The following is a 15970-nucleotide window of genomic DNA, read 5'->3' on the forward strand; positions in this document are numbered from 1 at the left end:
CGCGCGGCCCGTGCCTCAACTGCCGTATATCGCGCCCCATCGCTCGATCAGCGCTTGCTGAAGCTTCTTCGACCGCGCATTCCAGCCGCGCGCGCCTTCCGGGCGCTCGCGGTCTTCGGGCGGGATCGCCGCGCGCCGGTCGGTATCCGCGGTCAGGATCGCAAAGGCCAGCACCGTACCATCCGCTCCGGTCATGAAGCCACCCAGCCCCGAGACAAAATTCAGCGTCCCGGTCTTTGCCGCCACCTTGATCGGATGCCCCTTGAGCACCCGGCCCTTTGGATCGCGCATCGGGATATCCTTCAGCAGGTGCGGCAACCGCCCGGTCTTGCCCGCCTGCACCAGAACCGCCACCAGATCCCGCGCCGTCATCCGCGACGCATCGCCCAGCCCCGAGTGATCGACCAGCCGCGAGCCGCGCAGGCCAAACCGCTCCGCCGCCCAGACCGTCATCTCTTCAGCCGAGGCACGCAACGTGGCCGGGCGCTTGCCCCTTGCAACGGTTGCCGCCAACCCAACCATCTCGGCGGTGAGATTGGTGGAGTATTTCAGCATGTCTCGCAGAATTTCTTCCAGCGGCGCACTGTCGTGATGAACCAGCATTCGTGCGCTCGCGGGCAATGACCTGACGACCTCGACCCGCCCCAGGACAATACCGTTCGACCGCGCCAGCGTCTGGAACACGTCCCCGGCATAGAGCGCCGGCTTGCGCACCGGCAGCCACCGCGCACCGTCCTGGCCCAGCGCCTGGCTCGCCACCGTCCAGCTGTCGATCCGCTGGCGCTGCTCATAGGTATAGATCGGCAGCGCCCGATTCACCACCTTCATTTCGGCTATCGCAACCACAGGTCTGATCTTGCTGCTGCGGGCGTCCATGCTGACGTTCCAGCCCTTGCCAGCCCGCTTCCACTCGAAATGCACGCGGTTGAAATTCAGCGCGATGCCTGACACCGAGGGGCTATAACCCACATGCTCGGGCTGTTCGGGGTCAATGCTGTAAACCTCAGGCAAGGCACCGTCATAGACCTTGAAAGCACCGCGCACCTCGCGCAATCCGCTCTCCTTCAGTGCCCGCGCCAGCGCGGCCAAGGCATCGGTATCAAGCGTGGGGTCGCCACCGCCTGCAAGGATCAGATCGCCCTTGAGCACCCCGTTCTCAACCGGGCCATCGGCCAGAACACGCGTCCGAAACCGATAAGCCGGCCCCAGCGTCTCCAGCGCATAAAGCGCGGTCAGCGCCTTGGCGACACTTGCCGGCGGCAGGGCCAGCCCCGGCTCGACCGTTTCCAGCTCCAGCCCGGTCTCGGCATCGGCAACCGCAAAGGCGACGCGCCCGGACAGGCCCGAACCCGACAACACCGCTTCGGGACCGGCAAGCGCCTGCGCGTCCTTGGGTCTGAGCGGTGGGCGCAGCGACAATGCGGGGGCTTCGGCATGGGCCGCGGAATGGCTCAGCGCCGCGCCAAGCCCCGCCAGGAAAACACGTCTGGAAATCACTTCAACCATGCCGCAATAAAAACCCAGTGACCCGCGCCGCACAAGCGGTGGTTTCGCATTTCGCCCCCGCTTTCATCATGTTACGGCGCGGGCATGGGCCGCGCCATCGGAATCATGTTCATCGCCATGTCGCTGATCCCCGCGGGGGACCTGGCTGGCAAGTTGCTGACCGGGACTTATGGGGCGGCGCCCATCTATGTGGCCTGGTCCCGCTTTACGCTGGGGTTGTTGCTGCTGGTGCCTTTCGTGCCGACCTCCGCATGGCGTCTGCTCGCCAATTGGCGGATCTGGTTTCGGGCGTTGCTGCTTGCCGGTGGCATCCTGTCGATACAATCCGCCCTGAGGACCGAGCCTCTGGCCAATGTCTTTGCTGCCTTCTTTGTCGGACCGATCCTCAGCTATGCCCTCTCGGCTCTTCTGCTACGAGAACCCGTGACTGCGCTGCGAACGCTCCTGATGCTGCTCGGCTTCTGTGGCGTATTGCTGGTGGTCCGCCCGGGGTTCGGCGGTTCACCCGGTCTGATGCTTGCCCTGCTGGCGGGCTGTTTCTATGGCGGGTTCCTGACCGCGTCGCGCTGGCTCAGCCCGCTGGGCTCGCCACTGGCGCTCAGCCTCACGCAGTTGGCCATTGCCGGGCTGGTGCTGATGCCCTTTGGCCTCGCCGCCCTGCCCCCCTTCACACCGCAGGTGGCGGGGTTAACACTGGCCAGCGCACTGGGCTCGATGCTGGGCAACCTGCTCTTGCTGGTGGCCTATGCCCATGCCCCGGCAACCCGGCTTGCGCCGCTGGTCTATTTCCAGCTTCTTGCCGCGACCGGGTTGGGCTGGGCAGTGTTCGGCGATCTGCCCGATCTGTGGACATGGGCGGGATTGTCACTGGTCCTGGGCGCCGGTCTTGCCTCGGCCCTGCTGCGCCGCTGACCAGCCGCCCGCCGCCCGGATCCGGGTCGAGCTGACATCGACCATCGGCACATTGACGAAACACCAGGCCGGAGCCTGCGAGCGCCCCAGCAGGTGCCGCGCGTGACCGTCGATCCGATAGGGTGCATAGGCCCGCGCCGCCGGTGACATCCGGGCCGAGATCCGATCCCCCGGCCGCGCCAGCACACCGACCGGCACCGTTTCCATGATCTGACGCCAGTCCTGCCAACGGTGCAGCTGCGCCAGGTTGTCGGCGCCCATCAGCCAGACAAACCGCACCCGCGGATAAATCCGCCTGAGCGCCGCAATCGTATCTGCCGTTGCCCGCGTGCCCAGATGGGTCTCGATATCGGTGACATCCACGCGGGGATGCCGCATCATCGCGCGGGCCGCTTCCATACGCCGATCCAGCGGCGCCGGACCTCGTGTCTTGAGCGGGTTGCCGGGCGTCACCAACCACCAGATCCGGTCCAGCCCGAACATCTTCAGCGCTTCGCGCGTCACATGCACATGCCCCGCATGCGGTGGATCGAACGACCCGCCAAACAGCCCGATCACCTGCCCGGGCCGCGCATATGGAAAACCCTGTCTCATGAACTGCTTGCTTGGCGCTTGCGTCCCGCCTTGTCAATCGGCAGGCCGCACCGCATCGCCCAGCCTGATCAGGCCCGGCTCCAACACCTCGGCGCACCAGCCGCCATGCCCGCGCACCGCCGAATAGCCGCCGGAGCCAAATGTCTCCTCCATCCGGGAACAGGGCGCACAGATCACCGTCAAGCGCAGAACCGCCCCGCCCAGCCGCAAAGGCCGATCCTTGAGCGCCGCCAGGTTGATCCCCTCGACCACGATATTGCGCCGCAGGTCGAACGGAGAGACCGCCCCGCGACCCAGATACGACCCGATGGCACCCAGATGCTCGCCCTGCACCAGCGTCACCGCCCGCTTGCCGGGCCGCCCGTGATCGCCCGCCAGACCAGCAAGCCCGACAGGAACCGCGTCAACCGCGACCAGCGCCGCGCGCCGCTCGGGCCGCAGCCCGATCCAGCCGACCCGCCCCGGCTGCGCCCAGCCGACTATAAGCTCTGTCAAACCGCTCATCGCTATCCCCGAAACCGCGCGCTTCATGCTGCATGGGGGCCAGGCCGGATACAATGCACAGCTGCGTCATCTTCGGCTACGCCAGCGATTGCCCCCATCCTCGCCATTCGCTATCACACCGGCCAACCCGACTTTCCCCGACCCAGAGGACACGACATGGCCGCCTATCAATATGTCTACCACATGCAGGGTGTTTCCAAGAGCTACCCCGGTGGCAAGAAATGCTTCGAGAACATCCACCTGAGCTTCCTCCCCGGGGTCAAGATCGGCGTCGTCGGTGTCAACGGTGCCGGTAAATCGACCCTGATGAAGATCATGGCCGGCCTCGACAAGGATTTCACCGGCGAGGCCTGGGCCGCCGAGGGCGCCAAGGTCGGCTATCTCCCGCAGGAGCCGCAACTCGACCCGAACCTGACCGTGCGCGAGAACGTCATGCTGGGCGTCAAGGCCAAGAAGGACATCCTCGACCGCTACAACGAGTTGGCGATGAACTACAGCGACGAGACGGCCGACGAGATGGCGCAATTGCAAGACCAGATCGACGCCGAGAACCTCTGGGATCTCGACAGCCAGATCGACGTCTCGATGGAGGCCCTGCGCTGCCCCCCCGACGACGCCGATATCGCCAACCTCTCGGGCGGCGAGAAACGCCGGGTCGCGCTGTGCAAGCTCCTGCTCGAAGCGCCCGACATGCTGCTGCTGGACGAACCGACCAACCACCTCGACGCCGAAACCATCGCCTGGCTGCAACAGCACCTGATCGACTACAAGGGCACCATCCTGATCGTCACCCACGACCGCTACTTCCTGGATGACATCACCGGCTGGATCCTGGAACTCGACCGCGGCCGGGGCATCCCCTACGAGGGCAACTATTCCGCCTGGCTGGAGCAGAAAGCCAAGCGCCTGGAACAGGAAGCGCGCGAGGACAAGGCCAAGCAAAAGACGCTGGAACGCGAACTGGAATGGATGCGGCAAGGGCAAAAGGCGCGTCAGGCCAAGTCCAAGGCCCGCATCCAGGCCTATAACGAGATGGCCAGCCAGTCCGAGCGGGAAAAGGTCGGCCGCGCCCAGATCGTCATACCCAACGGCCCGCGTCTGGGATCGAAGGTGATCGAGGTCAACGGCCTGTCGAAGCACATGGGTGACAAGCAACTGATCGAAGGGCTCGACTTCTCGCTGCCCCCCGGCGGCATCGTCGGCGTCATCGGCCCCAACGGTGCCGGTAAATCGACGCTGTTCAAGATGATCACCGGGCAGGAAACCCCCGACGCCGGCACCATCGAGATCGGCGATACGGTCAAGCTCTCCTATGTCGACCAGTCGCGCGACGATCTGAAAGATGGCGATACCGTTTGGGAGGCGATCACCGGCGGCGCCGAGATCATCCAGCTGGGCGATGCCCAGGTGAACAGCCGCGCCTACTGCTCGTCCTTCAACTTCAAGGGCGGCGACCAGCAGAAAAAGGTCTCGCTGCTGTCAGGCGGCGAACGTAACCGGGTGCACATGGCGCGTCTGCTGAAAGAGGGCGGCAACGTCATCCTGCTCGACGAACCGACCAACGACCTCGATGTCGAAACCCTGCGCGCGCTCGAAGACGCGCTGGTCGATTTCGCCGGCTGCGCCGTTGTCATCAGCCACGACCGCTTCTTCCTCGACCGCATCTGCACCCATATCCTCGCCTTCGAGGGCGACGCACATGTCGAGTGGTTCGAAGGCAACTTCGAGGATTACGAAGAGGACAAGAAGCGCCGCCTGGGACCGGATGCGCTGGAACCCAAGCGGTTGAAGCACAAGAAGTTCGTGCGGTAGATCACGCCGCATTTATCAACCCAGCGCAAGCCTGCGCCCGTTTGGTGGGCGCACTCGCAACGGGTCGAAAGAGCTAGAAACACAAGGGCGTCGCTACGATCCGAACGTAGCGACGCTATACATCCCGGCTGCTGAAACGCCCCATGTTCCTGTCCTAAGTTGCATGGAAATTAGGCCGCCACCATCATTTCAAAGACAGAAAACTGCGCTGAAGCCGTGTCGGCCGACCCGCGCCTCGAAGCTTGTGGGCATGACCCGCCGACGCCCGGCTTGCCGTGGTCGAGTGCGCTACAAAACCGGGCTTCCTGGCGCCGGGCATTCCGGGCCAGAGAGCGAGCGACATGCTGCGACGCAGTCCCCCCGGGATTAACATATTTTGAACACATTCTTCCCTAGACTGTTTCAGCATTGAGGCGCGTGAAATGCGGTGCCTAAGGATGTGTGGGAGAGAAAACGAATGGCTTGGATCGGAGTATTCCTGGGGACCTTTGCCGGTCTTGCCTGCAGTATCCTGGGCGTTCTGATTTGGAACCTGCCACTCTGGGCCGCCCTGCTACTCTATCCGGTGACCGGATCCGCCATCGCGGTTTCCGTAGTCGTGTTCTTCTTGTTGCGCGAAGCGCAAAGTCCTGCCGCAGAACCGATGGCCAGCGGCAGAACCGTCAACGGTTAAACGAGGCCTTGCTCAGAACGCGGTCCCGGCCTTGAACCCCAGCTTCTTCAGAACCATGGCCGCCGGACAGAAACCGGTGACCGAAGACTGGATCAGGTTCACGCCGATGAACACGGTGAACCACATCCACAAGGGCGAGACCAGCGTGGTCAGCAAGACGCTGAGCAACACCATGAAGCCAGCAAACATCATCACGGCACGATCGAGGGTCATTCATCCAACTCCTGTCAATTGCCGGGCGACGCGCCCGGCCTTGAGGTACATATAACCTGGCCAGAAATCACATTCAAGTATAAGAATGTTTTCTAGCCGCGCACCCAACCGACGATCTGCCCGGACTGCATCGCGCCTGACTGGCGTTTCTTTTCCTTGCCACGTTCAAAGGCGACCATGGTCGGAATGCCGCGAATGCCGTATCGGCCTCCGGTGGACTGGTGTTTCTGAGTGTCGAGCTTGACCAGCCGCGCCTGCCCCGCCAGCGCCCCGGCCGCCTTGGCGTATTCCGGGCCCATCATTCGGCAAGGGCCACACCATGGCGCCCAGAAATCGACCACCAGCGGCAGGTCGTCGTTCTTCTTTGCCTTTTCGAGGATCGCGGGATCAACATCCCGCGCCTGACCCGTGACCAGCCCCTCGCCGCATTTCCCGCATTTGGCGCCAGCGGTCAGCCGGGCCTCGGGTACGCGGTTGAGCTGGCCACAAGCCAGACATGTCAGTGTCTTGTCACCCATCTCGGCTCTCCGAAAGCATCACATTCGGAAAGTGACATAGGTTTCAGAAGATCACCCTGCAAGGGTCGCCCTCATGCCATGCCACGTGTAAAAGTCAGCGGGGAATGCGCCTTGTCGCGCCCGCGGCGCAGCAGGCGGCGGGCCACGATCCAGACCAACGGTACCGCACCGATCGCGACCGGCAGCCCCCAGACAAGGCTCAAACTATCGGGCCACAAGATGCCAGCCGTCAGATAGCCGGCGCCTATCGGCGCCAATGACGTCGCGAATAACGACGCTGCCGAGGCGAACAACTGTCCCCGTGCCCAGGCCGGTGCGGCCGGGTCATGCGCCCGACCATAAGCCCAGGCATAGATCAGCACTGCCAGCGAAAGCCCGGCAATACCCACCAGAATCTGCATGATGATCTCCACGATCCGGGCGCCGGATGCCCGTCGGGTCCACGCTGGCCCGTCACTCTGAGTCGGGCGCCCGAAGCGATATGATATGCAGCTTTGGCAAACTGAAAAGAGGGCTTCGTCCGCCCTGTTCCGCCGTTCGGCGGCAATCAGCCTGCGGCGGTGCCGTCCACCGGGCGGGGTCTGCCCTGCTCGTCGATCGCAACGAAAGTGAACACCGCTTCGGTCACCTTCTCGCGCAGTCCCTGCCGGTCGCGCAACGCCCAGGCCTCGATCTCGATCGCCATCGAACTGCGCCCGACACGCACCACCTGGCAGTAAATGCACAACACGTCACCGACGCCCACGGGCCGGATGAACTTCATCGCATCCACCGCAACCGTGGTCACCCGCCCCCCTGCGCGGGCGCCAGCGGTCAGGCCAGCGGCGATGTCCATCTGGCTCAGCACCCAGCCACCAAAGATGTCGCCGTTCACGTTCACATCGCGCGGCATCGCAAGTGTGCGCAGGGTGAGTTCACCATTGGGTTGCGGGTCGTTCATCGCAGGGAGTCCCTATTTCTGCATCGCGGCTAGAGAGAGCCTAAACCAATTTGTGAAAGACTGCGCAATCATGTTCACGACTATGTTCACACCCATTTCGCAACGCCCAACCATACCCAAATACCCAGTATGACACGTTTCGATCACATCCTCATTCCGGGCTTCGTATTGCTCGCCTCGGCGCTCCTCATTCAGATCAGCGGGTTGACTCTCTTACTTGGCGCACATCCCTGGTGGGCGCAAAAGGTGATCTGGATTGGCCTGCCAATAGGCATCGGCTTGGCGATGACAGCATGGGCCTTGCGGTTACCGCGCCCGCTGCGACAGCTTGGTTTTGGTCTGTCGACGTTTGTCGCGTTTCTGATCGCCGAAGCAGGCAAAACCCAATTCACCGCATCAGTTGCCGAAAACATTGCAGCCGGACAAACTTGGTATCTTGGCTGGATCGCAACCTGTGCCCTGATCACCGCAACGCTCGCATCACTTTTCCGCTATTCCCAGTAAACCGATTGACCCCTTGCCCCGGCCACCGGAAAATGCCTGTCACGACGTTCTTCTAGTTGCGAGGCCAGACATGATCACGCGCCGGACATTCATCGCCGCTTCGGTTGCGGCCGGTACGCTGCCATGGGCGGTGCAGGCCAACGCCAGTGCAGAGTTCGACCCAACACCACAATTCGTGCGGATCAAGAAAGCGTTCGAACCCGGACATTTGCTGATCCTCCCGCGTTCTTTCTACCTCTACTACGTGACCGAGGAACGTCAGGCGATCCGTTACGGATGTGGCGTCGGCAAGGCCGGGCTGGAGTTTACCGGCAACGCCACCATCGACGTCAAAAAGGAATGGCCCACGTGGCGCCCGACGCAAGAGATGATCGAGCGCGACCCGCGAACCTATGCCAAATTCGTGGACAACTCCTATGTTCAGCCCGGCGGCCCGGGGAACCCGCTGGGGGCAAGGGCGCTCTACCTGTTCCAGAACGGTGTCGACACCTATTTCCGCATTCATGGCACCACTCAGCCCGAAACCATTGGACAGGCTGCATCGAACGGCTGTATCCGCATGCTCAACGAGCACGTGATCGACCTGTACAACCGGGTGCCTCTCGGCACGCTCGTGACGGTGCTCTGACGCTCGGATTTCAGCGCCAGACCGGCGGTAATGCGAGATTCTTCTTGCCAAACGCGTAAGCGCGACCCATTTCTGGGGGCGCAACGTTACGCTATCGACCATACTGCTCCTTTTCCGGCTCAGTCCTCGATTTCGCATTGACCGAGCCGATCTGCCGCATATCGCGGGCAGGGAATTGAAAGAACAGACAGGAGATATGACGATGGCCACCGGCACCGTCAAATGGTTCAACACCACCAAAGGCTTCGGCTTTATCGCCCCCGAAGAAGGCGGCAAGGATGTGTTCGTGCACATTTCCGCCGTTGAACGTTCGGGGCTGACCGGCCTCGCCGACAACCAGAAAGTCAGCTACGAGTTGAAGCCCGGACGCGACGGCCGCGAATCCGCGGTCGACCTGAAGCTGCTCTGAGCTTTTGCGCGTCGGGTCCGCCTTGCCGGACCCGGCCCTTTCTAAGGGGCGGACCAATCCACATCCGTCGCCTTCTTGATCCGCAACCGGCCCTTGGGCCAGAGGCGCATCAGCGCTTGAAGCTGCGTTTCATCGCCAATCAGCCAGATCGACACATCTGCGAGTGTCAATAGCACTCCCATCCGGTGAGGATTCGGCGCGTTACGCCAGCTGCCGGGTCAGAAAGAAGCGTCCCGGCATCTCATTCCTCCGCCGACCGGATAAGGTCCAGCACATGCGGACCCAGCGCCGCGACGATTCGCGCCACACCTTCGGCATTGGGGTGGATACCGTCGCCCTGCATCAAGCCTGACACCGCCGAGGGGTCGCCCTCAGCCGCGAGCCCGGCAAAGAAGCTCGGCGCAAAGAGCGCGCCGTACTGGGCCGCCAACTCGGGATAGATGGCATCGAACGCCGCCTTGTACTCGGCGCCGTAATTGCCCGGTGCCTGCATGCCTATCAGCAGCACCTCGACCCCGGCCTGTTGCGCCTCGGTCAGGATTGTTGCCAGATTGCCGCGCGCCACCTCGGGCGCGATGCCACGCAGCAGGTCATTGCCCCCCAGCGCCACGATCATCGCATCCACCTCGGGCGTCAGGGTCCAGGCCACACGCGCCGCGCCGCCCGCCGTGGTATCGCCCGAGACGCCTGCATTGATCAGCGTGACCTCGGCCCCCTCAGCCACCAGCCAGCGTTGCAACTGGGGTACGAAGCCCTGATCCTGCACGAGGCCATAGCCCTGGGTCAGGCTGTCGCCCAGCGCGGCGATCACCACCGGTTCGGCCGTTGCAGCCGCGCCCCACCCCGTCAACAGAAGCCCGATCAAAGCCTTGCGCATATCCCTCGACGCTCCATATGCCCTAGAATACCCAAGCAAAGGCCCATCATGACCGACCCTGCCATTCTCCTAGAAGATGCCCGTTTGTCGCTCGAAGGCAATGCCGGGCGGGTCGATATCCTGCGCGGTATCTCGTTGAGTGTATCGGCGGGGCAGACGCTGGGGCTGGTCGGGCCATCGGGATCGGGCAAATCCTCGCTGTTGATGTTGATGGGCGGGCTCGAACGCGCCACCGGTGGCCGGGTGCAGGTGCTGGGCCACAATCTGGGCGCGATGGACGAAGACGCATTGGCCCGCTTCAGACGCGACCGGATGGGCGTGGTGTTCCAAAGCTTTCACCTGATACCCACCATGACCGCGCTGGAAAACGTGGCGACGCCGCTGGAACTGGCTGGCCACCGAGACGCATTCGACCGCGCGGCGGCCGAGCTTGCGGCGGTGGGTCTGTCCCACCGCGCCGGGCATTATCCGGCGCAACTCTCGGGCGGCGAGCAACAGCGCGTCGCACTGGCCCGTGCCGCGGCCCCGCGCCCTGCAATCCTGCTGGCCGACGAGCCGACCGGCAATCTGGACGAGGTCAATGGCGCCGCGATCATGGACCTCTTGTTCGGCCTGCGCGACCAGTATGGCGCAACGCTGGTATTGGTCACCCACAGCGCCCGCTTGGCCAGCCGCTGCGACCGGGTAGTCCGCCTGCGCGATGGCCGTATCGAGGACAACGAAAGCCGCGAGGCCGCGCAATGAGCCTGCGACTGGCCGCCCGCCTCGCCAGGCGCGAGTTGCGCGGCGGGCTGCGGGGGTTCCGCATCTTTCTGGCCTGTCTGGCGCTGGGTGTCGCCGCCATTGCCGCCGTCGGCTCGGTCCGCAGCGCAATCGAGGCCGGGCTGACCCGCGAGGGTGCTGCCCTTCTCGGCGGTGATGCGCAGATGAGTTTCACCTATCGTTTTGCCACCCCCGAGGAGCGGGTGTGGATGCAGACCCGCGCCAACCGGGTTTCGGAACTGGTGGATTTCCGCTCGATGGCCGTCGTGGGCGACGAGCGCGCCCTGACCCAGGTCAAGGCGGTGGACCTTGCCTATCCCCTGCTTGGCAGTGTCACGCTGGACCCGGACCTGCCGCTTGATCAGGCGCTGGCGGGCACCGATGGCCTGCCCGGTGGAGTGATGGAACCGGTTCTGTCCGACCGGCTGGGGCTGCAACCCGGTGATCGCTTTCGGCTCGGCACGCAGGATTTTGTCCTGATGGCACGGCTGATGCAGGTGCCGGACGGTGTCGCAGACGGCTTTGCCCTCGGGCCACGCACGCTTGTGCGAACCGAGGACCTGACGCAATCCGGCCTGTTGGCGCCGGGTACCCTCTTTGACACCAAATACCGGCTCGACCTGCCCCCCGAGAGCGATCTGGCCAGCATCTCGCAAGAGGCCCGCGCGCGCTTCGCCGACAGTGGCCTGCGCTGGACCGATGCGCGCAATGGCGCCCCTGGCATCGCCGATTTCACCCGGCGATTGGGCGCGTTCCTGATCCTTGTCGGACTCTCTGGCCTGGCTGTGGGCGGCATCGGAGTCTCGGCGGCGGTACGCGCCTATCTGGCTGACAAGACCGCCACCATTGCCACGCTGCGCACGCTGGGCGCCGACCGGCGCACCGTGTTCCAGACCTATTTCCTGCAAATCGGCGCGTTGTCGGGCCTTGGCATCCTGCTGGGGCTCGCGCTTGGCGGGTTCGCGCCCCTGCTGCTGGCGCCGCTGATCGAGGCGCAACTGCCGGTGCCTGCTGTCTTTGCGATCTACCCAAGGCCGCTGGCCGAAGCCGCGATCTATGGCCTGCTGACGGCGCTGGTCTTTACCCTCTGGCCTCTGGCCCGGACCGAGGAGGTGCGCGCCGCGACCCTGCTGCGCGATGCGCTGTCCCGCGCCCCGCTGCTGCCGCGATTTCGCTATGTGCTGGCCACGGGCGCCGGACTGGTCCTGCTGTGCGGGCTGGCCGCATGGTTCAGCGGGGCCGTCACCCTGACACTCTGGACCCTGGGCGGCATCGCCGGGGCGCTCCTCTTGCTCGCCGTGGCCGCCGGTGCGGTGCGGGCGCTCAGTCGTGCCGCCGCCCCGCTGGCGCGTGGCCGCCCGGCACTTCGCTGGGCGCTGGCCTCGATATCCTCGCCACGGCAGGGGGCGGCGCCAGTGATGCTGTCGCTGGGCCTTGGCCTGTCGGTGCTGGCCGCCGTGGGCCAGATCGACGGCACGCTGCGCAACGCGATTTCCGGCAACCTGCCCGATGTGGCGCCCTCGTATTTCTTTGTCGATATCCAGCGTAACCAGATGCCCGGCTTTACCGCCCGGCTGCGAAACGACCCCGGGGTCAGCCGCATCGAAAGCGCGCCGATGCTGCGCGGCATCATCACGCGTATCAACGATCTGCCCGCGCGCGAGGTCGCCGGCAACCATTGGGTCCTGCGCGGCGATCGGGGGGTGACCTATTCCGCCGAACTGCCCGACACCACCCGGCTGACCGAGGGCGCATGGTGGCCCGAAGATTACGCAGGCCCGCCCCTGATCAGCTTTGCCGCCGAAGAGGCGGCCGAGATGGGCCTGCAACTGGGCGATACCCTGACCGTCAATATCCTGGGCCGCGATATCACCGCCCGTATCTCGTCATTTCGCGAGGTCGATTTCTCGACCGCGGGCATGGGGTTCATCATGGCGATGAACCCTGCTGCCCTGTCCGGCGCCCCCCATAGCCATATCGCCACGGTCTATGCCGACGAGGCCGCCGAGGCCGCCATTCTACGCGATCTGGCCAGCAGCTATCCCAATATCACCGCAATCCGGGTGCGCGACGCCATCGACCGCGCCTCGGGCCTGCTGGCCGGGTTGGCCAGCGCCACATCCTATGGCGCAGGCGTCTCTTTGCTGACCGGGTTTCTGGTCCTGATCGGTGCCGCCGCCGCAGGTCAGGGCGCACGCATCTACGAGGCGGCGGTACTGCGCACCCTGGGCGCGTCGCGCCGCCGTATCCTGCTGAGCCTTGCACTGCGCAGCGCCCTTCTGGGCGCCGCTGCCGGAACCATCGCGCTGGCCGCAGGCATCCTGGGCGGCTGGGCGGTCAGCCGCTTTGTCTTCGAGACATCATTCTCGGTGATCTGGCCTTCGGCACTGACCATCGTGCTGGGGGGCGTATCAGCGGTACTTGCTGCAAGCCTTGTGTTCTCTCTGTCCCCGCTCGCCACCCGCCCGGCGCGCGTCCTGCGTGCCCGAGAATGAATCAGCCCGCCTGGGACACGCTCTGCCGCGCGCAGACCACCGGATTGAGGATCTTGAGCAGGTCGGTGTTGTCACAGACCAGCGCATCCAGCGTGATCTCGTCCAGCGAAGCATAGAACGCCTGCGCCGCATCCCTCAGCGCCAGCCGAAGGCGGCAGGCATCGGTCAGCGGACAACTGTTGTCGGCATCGGCGAAACACTCGACCATCGGCAGGTTGCCCTCGACATGTCTGAACACCTCACCGATGCGGATCGCATCCGCGGCCATGCCCAGACACATGCCGCCATTGCGGCCGCGCTGCGTGGTCAGGAACCCCAACTGGCTGAGCTGGTTGATTACCTGGGCCAGATGGTTCTCGGAAATGTTGCAGACTTCGGCAATCTCGGACTTGGTCACCAGCCGGTCCGGATGCGCGGCGCAGTACATCAGCAGCCGAACCGCAATATTGGTGCGCTTGGTAATGCGCATGATCGGGTCCTCCCCCGTGGGATTTCATCTGCAAGCCTTATTGCACAACCCGGGAAAAACCTGTTTGACATACATCAATTGCACCGGATCGGCGGCGAGGCACCTATGGCAGACCCCTATTTCTTCGGCTACGGCAGCCTGGTGAACCTGGCAACCCACGACTTCCCCGATCCGCGCCCGGCCCGCCTGCATGGCTGGCGGCGCGTCTGGCGTCATACAGACCTCAGACAAGTGGCCTTTCTGACGGCACTTCCGGATGCGGATTGCAGCATCGACGGCATGATCGCCCATGTGCCCAATGACGACTGGCAGGCACTCGATGCGCGCGAATGGGCCTATGACCGCGTCGCGGTCACCGACCACGTGCGCCACGACCTGAAGCAGCCCACCGAGATCGCGGTCTATGCGGTGGCACCGGAAAAACAGAGCGTGCCGAGCACCCGGCACCCCATCCTCCTCAGCTATATCGACGTGGTGGTGCAGGGCTATCTGCATGCCTTCGGCCGCGAGGGCGTGCGTGATTTCTTTAACACCACCAGCGGCTGGGAAGCACCCATTCTCGACGACCGCTCCCAGCCGCGCTACCCGCGCCACCAGCAACTCAAGGCAGAAGAGACCGATCTGGTGGACCGGTCCCTCATCGAAATCGGCGCCCGCATCGTCGCGGTGAGCTGAACGCGCAGCCCTTCATTTCGCCGCAAATACTCCCGCCGGAGGCGACAAGATTTTTCGTCGAAAAATCTTGCGCTCCCGCTCAGCCGCGCGCGCGGATCACCTGCATCAACGGCAGCAGCGTAGCCATTTCCGGGCCGCGCTCCATACCGGTTACCGCCTTGCGCAGCGGCATGAACAGCCCCTTGCCCTTGCGGCCGGTGGCCTCTTTCACTGCCTGGGTCCAGGCACCCCAGCTGTCACCGTCAAGCGGCCCTTCGGGCAAGAGCGCCATGGCCTCGGCCACAAAGGCGCGATCTTCGTCGGCGATCAGCGGCTCGGCTCCGTCCCTGCACAGCGCCCACCACCCTGCCAGATCGTTCAGCGTGGTGATGTTCTCGCGCGCCATCAACCAGAAAGGCGCGGCCATATCCTCGGGCACGCCCGCCGCTGCCACGTCTGCCGCGACTGCCTCCAGCGGCAGCGCCTGCAGGTAGCGCCCCGTCAGCGGAAACAGATCCTGCACATCGAACTTGGTCGGTGCCGCGCCAAACCGGGTCACGTCGAACCCCTCGATCAGCTCGGCCATGTCGCTGCGCAACTCGACCGGATCGGACGAGCCGAGCCGCGCCATCAGGCTGAGCAGCGCCATCGGCTGCACTCCCTGTTCGCGCAGGTCGCGCAGGGCCAGCGTGCCCAGGCGCTTCGACAACGCCTCGCCCTGCGGGCCGGTCAGCAGCGAATGATGCGCGAAGCGGGGGTGTTCGAACCCGAGCGCCGCCATGATCTGGATCTGGGTCGCGGTGTTGGTCACATGGTCCGAGCCGCGCACCACGTCGGTGACACCCATATCGGTATCATCCACCACCGACGCCAGCGTATAGAGAACCTGACCGTCGCCCCGGATCAGGACCGGGTCGCTGACACTGGCCGCGTCGATCGAGATATCCCCGAGGATGCCGTCAGTCCACTCGATCCGCTCCTGATCCAGCTTGAAACGCCACACCCCGTTACCGCGCTCGGCACGCAGGGCGTTTTTCTCACCCTCAGACAGCGACAGCGCCGCCCGGTCATATACCGGTGGCTTGCCCATGTTGAGCTGCTTCTTGCGCTTCAGATCCAGTTCGGTCGGGGTCTCGAACGCCTCGTAGAACCGGCCCATGTCGCGCAGCTTGTCGGCGGCCTCGGCATAGCGGTCCAGCCGCTCGGACTGACGCTCCACCCGGTCCCAATGCAGGCCCAGCCAGTCGAGATCCTGCTTGATTGCGTCGACATATTCCTCTTTCGACCGCTCGGGGTCGGTGTCGTCGATCCTCAGGATGAAGGTACCGCCCGCCTTGCGGGCGATCAGATAGTTCATCAGCGCGGTGCGCAGGTTGCCCACATGAATGTAACCGGTGGGCGAAGGGGCGAAACGGGTGGTGGTCATGGACATCTCCTGTTGCCGATCCCCTTGTCACAAGGGCCGACAATTGTCCAGTTCGGCCCCAGTCACCCGCATCA

General features: G+C 64.4%; 20 protein-coding genes. 9 read left to right on the forward strand and 11 right to left on the reverse strand.

Going from position 1 to position 15970, the window contains the following annotated elements; all coding sequences use genetic code 11:
* Positions 1 to 15: 15 nt before the first annotated feature.
* On the reverse strand, positions 16 to 1506 hold the full coding sequence (gene dacB / locus MB818_RS04350) for a D-alanyl-D-alanine carboxypeptidase/D-alanyl-D-alanine endopeptidase (protein ID WP_238904116.1): 1491 nt from the start codon (positions 1504 to 1506) through the stop codon (positions 16 to 18).
* Between the two features lie 84 nt (positions 1507 to 1590).
* Here dacB and MB818_RS04355 point away from each other — a divergent pair, with 84 nt between their 5' ends.
* On the forward strand, positions 1591 to 2418 hold the full coding sequence (locus MB818_RS04355; RefSeq protein WP_234142667.1) for a DMT family transporter: 828 nt from the start codon (positions 1591 to 1593) through the stop codon (positions 2416 to 2418).
* Here the strand turns inward: MB818_RS04355 and MB818_RS04360 are convergent.
* Together MB818_RS04360 and MB818_RS04365 are read right to left on the reverse strand one after the other, a co-directional pair.
* Positions 2371 to 3012 carry a nicotinate-nucleotide adenylyltransferase gene (locus tag MB818_RS04360; RefSeq protein ID WP_234171992.1) on the reverse strand — a complete coding sequence of 214 codons (642 nt, stop codon included), beginning with the start codon at positions 3010 to 3012 and terminating at the stop codon, positions 2371 to 2373. The two genes, MB818_RS04355 and MB818_RS04360, sit on opposite strands and share 48 nt — an antisense overlap.
* 33 nt (positions 3013 to 3045) lie before the next feature.
* Positions 3046 to 3516, reverse strand: coding sequence for an MOSC domain-containing protein (locus MB818_RS04365; protein WP_238904117.1), 471 nt, complete (start codon positions 3514 to 3516; stop codon positions 3046 to 3048).
* Positions 3517 to 3672: 156 nt separating this feature from the next.
* Between MB818_RS04365 and ettA the strand changes: the two genes are divergently transcribed.
* Both ettA and MB818_RS04375 read left to right on the forward strand, forming a co-directional pair.
* Entirely contained in the window at positions 3673 to 5328 is a 1656-nt protein-coding gene (gene ettA, locus MB818_RS04370; protein ID WP_234137337.1) for an energy-dependent translational throttle protein EttA, read from the forward strand.
* Between the two features lie 457 nt (positions 5329 to 5785).
* Entirely contained in the window at positions 5786 to 6001 is a 216-nt protein-coding gene (locus tag MB818_RS04375; protein ID WP_234162771.1) for a hypothetical protein, read from the forward strand.
* Positions 6002 to 6013: 12 nt separating this feature from the next.
* On the opposite strand, the gene MB818_RS04380 is transcribed toward MB818_RS04375, so the two are convergent.
* The 4 genes from MB818_RS04380 to MB818_RS04395 form a co-directional block, all read right to left on the reverse strand.
* Complete coding sequence (locus MB818_RS04380; RefSeq protein WP_234137335.1) at positions 6014 to 6214, reverse strand: YgaP family membrane protein; 201 nt, start codon at positions 6212 to 6214, stop codon at positions 6014 to 6016.
* A 92-nt stretch (positions 6215 to 6306) separates the two neighbouring features.
* Positions 6307 to 6732: a thioredoxin domain-containing protein gene (locus MB818_RS04385; RefSeq protein ID WP_234137334.1), complete on the reverse strand. Its 426-nt coding sequence runs from the start codon at positions 6730 to 6732 to the stop codon at positions 6307 to 6309.
* A gap of 71 nt (positions 6733 to 6803) precedes the next feature.
* Positions 6804 to 7133, reverse strand: a complete 330-nt coding sequence (locus MB818_RS04390) for a hypothetical protein (RefSeq protein WP_234165667.1) — start codon at positions 7131 to 7133, stop codon at positions 6804 to 6806.
* Between the two features lie 146 nt (positions 7134 to 7279).
* Complete coding sequence (locus tag MB818_RS04395) at positions 7280 to 7672, reverse strand: acyl-CoA thioesterase (protein ID WP_234176368.1); 393 nt, start codon at positions 7670 to 7672, stop codon at positions 7280 to 7282.
* A 129-nt stretch (positions 7673 to 7801) separates the two neighbouring features.
* On the opposite strand from MB818_RS04395, the gene MB818_RS04400 reads away from it, so the two are divergent.
* The 3 genes from MB818_RS04400 (at position 7802) to MB818_RS04410 (ending at position 9213) form a co-directional block, all read left to right on the forward strand.
* Positions 7802 to 8176 carry a hypothetical protein gene (locus MB818_RS04400; RefSeq protein WP_234176367.1) on the forward strand — a complete coding sequence of 125 codons (375 nt, stop codon included), beginning with the start codon at positions 7802 to 7804 and terminating at the stop codon, positions 8174 to 8176.
* A 70-nt stretch (positions 8177 to 8246) separates the two neighbouring features.
* Positions 8247 to 8804: a L,D-transpeptidase gene (locus MB818_RS04405; protein ID WP_234137330.1), complete on the forward strand. Its 558-nt coding sequence runs from the start codon at positions 8247 to 8249 to the stop codon at positions 8802 to 8804.
* 202 nt (positions 8805 to 9006) lie between these two features.
* Positions 9007 to 9213, forward strand: coding sequence for a cold-shock protein (locus tag MB818_RS04410; protein WP_011046198.1), 207 nt, complete (start codon positions 9007 to 9009; stop codon positions 9211 to 9213).
* Positions 9214 to 9254: 41 nt separating this feature from the next.
* Here the strand turns inward: MB818_RS04410 and MB818_RS21955 are convergent, their stop codons facing one another.
* Together MB818_RS21955 and MB818_RS04415 are read right to left on the reverse strand one after the other, a co-directional pair.
* Positions 9255 to 9383, reverse strand: coding sequence for a hypothetical protein (locus MB818_RS21955; RefSeq protein WP_255699898.1), 129 nt, complete (start codon positions 9381 to 9383; stop codon positions 9255 to 9257).
* A gap of 71 nt (positions 9384 to 9454) precedes the next feature.
* A complete protein-coding gene (locus MB818_RS04415; RefSeq protein WP_234142657.1) occupies positions 9455 to 10090 on the reverse strand; it encodes an arylesterase in 636 nt (211 codons plus the stop codon).
* 48 nt (positions 10091 to 10138) lie between these two features.
* Between MB818_RS04415 and MB818_RS04420 the strand changes: the two genes are divergently transcribed.
* Both MB818_RS04420 and MB818_RS04425 read left to right on the forward strand, forming a co-directional pair.
* Positions 10139 to 10834 carry an ABC transporter ATP-binding protein gene (locus MB818_RS04420; protein WP_238904119.1) on the forward strand — a complete coding sequence of 232 codons (696 nt, stop codon included), beginning with the start codon at positions 10139 to 10141 and terminating at the stop codon, positions 10832 to 10834.
* Entirely contained in the window at positions 10831 to 13347 is a 2517-nt protein-coding gene (locus MB818_RS04425) for an ABC transporter permease (protein ID WP_238904121.1), read from the forward strand. The genes MB818_RS04420 and MB818_RS04425 overlap by 4 nt, the downstream gene beginning before the upstream one ends.
* A 1-nt stretch (position 13348) precedes the next feature.
* On the opposite strand, the gene MB818_RS04430 is transcribed toward MB818_RS04425, so the two are convergent.
* Positions 13349 to 13816, reverse strand: a complete 468-nt coding sequence (locus MB818_RS04430; RefSeq protein WP_234142653.1) for an RrF2 family transcriptional regulator — start codon at positions 13814 to 13816, stop codon at positions 13349 to 13351.
* Between the two features lie 105 nt (positions 13817 to 13921).
* On the opposite strand from MB818_RS04430, the gene MB818_RS04435 reads away from it, so the two are divergent.
* The gene (locus MB818_RS04435) at positions 13922 to 14491 is read left to right on the forward strand and encodes a gamma-glutamylcyclotransferase family protein (protein WP_234165662.1); all 570 of its coding nucleotides are present in this window, start codon (positions 13922 to 13924) and stop codon (positions 14489 to 14491) included.
* Positions 14492 to 14570: 79 nt separating this feature from the next.
* Here MB818_RS04435 and gltX read toward each other — a convergent pair whose 3' ends face one another.
* Complete coding sequence (gltX, locus tag MB818_RS04440) at positions 14571 to 15896, reverse strand: glutamate--tRNA ligase (protein ID WP_238904123.1); 1326 nt, start codon at positions 15894 to 15896, stop codon at positions 14571 to 14573.
* Between the last annotated feature and the right edge of the window lie 74 nt (positions 15897 to 15970).

It is taken from the genome of Ruegeria alba, from assembly GCF_022321465.1.
GTDB lineage: Bacteria > Pseudomonadota > Alphaproteobacteria > Rhodobacterales > Rhodobacteraceae > Ruegeria_B > Ruegeria_B alba.

Excerpts from the sequence above, each read along its gene's own strand:
- MB818_RS04425 (WP_238904121.1), top strand. The coding sequence starts at position 10,831 with ATGAGCCTGCGACTGGCCGCCCGCCTCGCCAGGCGCGAGTTGCGCGGC.
- MB818_RS04375 (WP_234162771.1), top strand. The coding sequence starts at position 5,786 with ATGGCTTGGATCGGAGTATTCCTGGGGACCTTTGCCGGTCTTGCCTGC.
- dacB (WP_238904116.1), bottom strand. The coding sequence starts at position 1,506 with ATGGTTGAAGTGATTTCCAGACGTGTTTTCCTGGCGGGGCTTGGCGCG.
- MB818_RS04400 (WP_234176367.1), top strand. The coding sequence starts at position 7,802 with ATGACACGTTTCGATCACATCCTCATTCCGGGCTTCGTATTGCTCGCC.
- MB818_RS04355 (WP_234142667.1), top strand. The coding sequence starts at position 1,591 with ATGGGCCGCGCCATCGGAATCATGTTCATCGCCATGTCGCTGATCCCC.
- MB818_RS04415 (WP_234142657.1), bottom strand. The coding sequence starts at position 10,090 with ATGCGCAAGGCTTTGATCGGGCTTCTGTTGACGGGGTGGGGCGCGGCT.
- ettA (WP_234137337.1), top strand. The coding sequence starts at position 3,673 with ATGGCCGCCTATCAATATGTCTACCACATGCAGGGTGTTTCCAAGAGC.
- MB818_RS04380 (WP_234137335.1), bottom strand. The coding sequence starts at position 6,214 with ATGACCCTCGATCGTGCCGTGATGATGTTTGCTGGCTTCATGGTGTTG.
- gltX (WP_238904123.1), bottom strand. The coding sequence starts at position 15,896 with ATGACCACCACCCGTTTCGCCCCTTCGCCCACCGGTTACATTCATGTG.
- MB818_RS04360 (WP_234171992.1), bottom strand. The coding sequence starts at position 3,012 with ATGAGACAGGGTTTTCCATATGCGCGGCCCGGGCAGGTGATCGGGCTG.
- MB818_RS04390 (WP_234165667.1), bottom strand. The coding sequence starts at position 7,133 with ATGCAGATTCTGGTGGGTATTGCCGGGCTTTCGCTGGCAGTGCTGATC.
- MB818_RS04405 (WP_234137330.1), top strand. The coding sequence starts at position 8,247 with ATGATCACGCGCCGGACATTCATCGCCGCTTCGGTTGCGGCCGGTACG.
- MB818_RS04435 (WP_234165662.1), top strand. The coding sequence starts at position 13,922 with ATGGCAGACCCCTATTTCTTCGGCTACGGCAGCCTGGTGAACCTGGCA.
- MB818_RS04365 (WP_238904117.1), bottom strand. The coding sequence starts at position 3,516 with ATGAGCGGTTTGACAGAGCTTATAGTCGGCTGGGCGCAGCCGGGGCGG.
- MB818_RS04385 (WP_234137334.1), bottom strand. The coding sequence starts at position 6,732 with ATGGGTGACAAGACACTGACATGTCTGGCTTGTGGCCAGCTCAACCGC.
- MB818_RS04430 (WP_234142653.1), bottom strand. The coding sequence starts at position 13,816 with ATGCGCATTACCAAGCGCACCAATATTGCGGTTCGGCTGCTGATGTAC.
- MB818_RS04420 (WP_238904119.1), top strand. The coding sequence starts at position 10,139 with ATGACCGACCCTGCCATTCTCCTAGAAGATGCCCGTTTGTCGCTCGAA.
- MB818_RS04395 (WP_234176368.1), bottom strand. The coding sequence starts at position 7,672 with ATGAACGACCCGCAACCCAATGGTGAACTCACCCTGCGCACACTTGCG.
- MB818_RS04410 (WP_011046198.1), top strand. The coding sequence starts at position 9,007 with ATGGCCACCGGCACCGTCAAATGGTTCAACACCACCAAAGGCTTCGGC.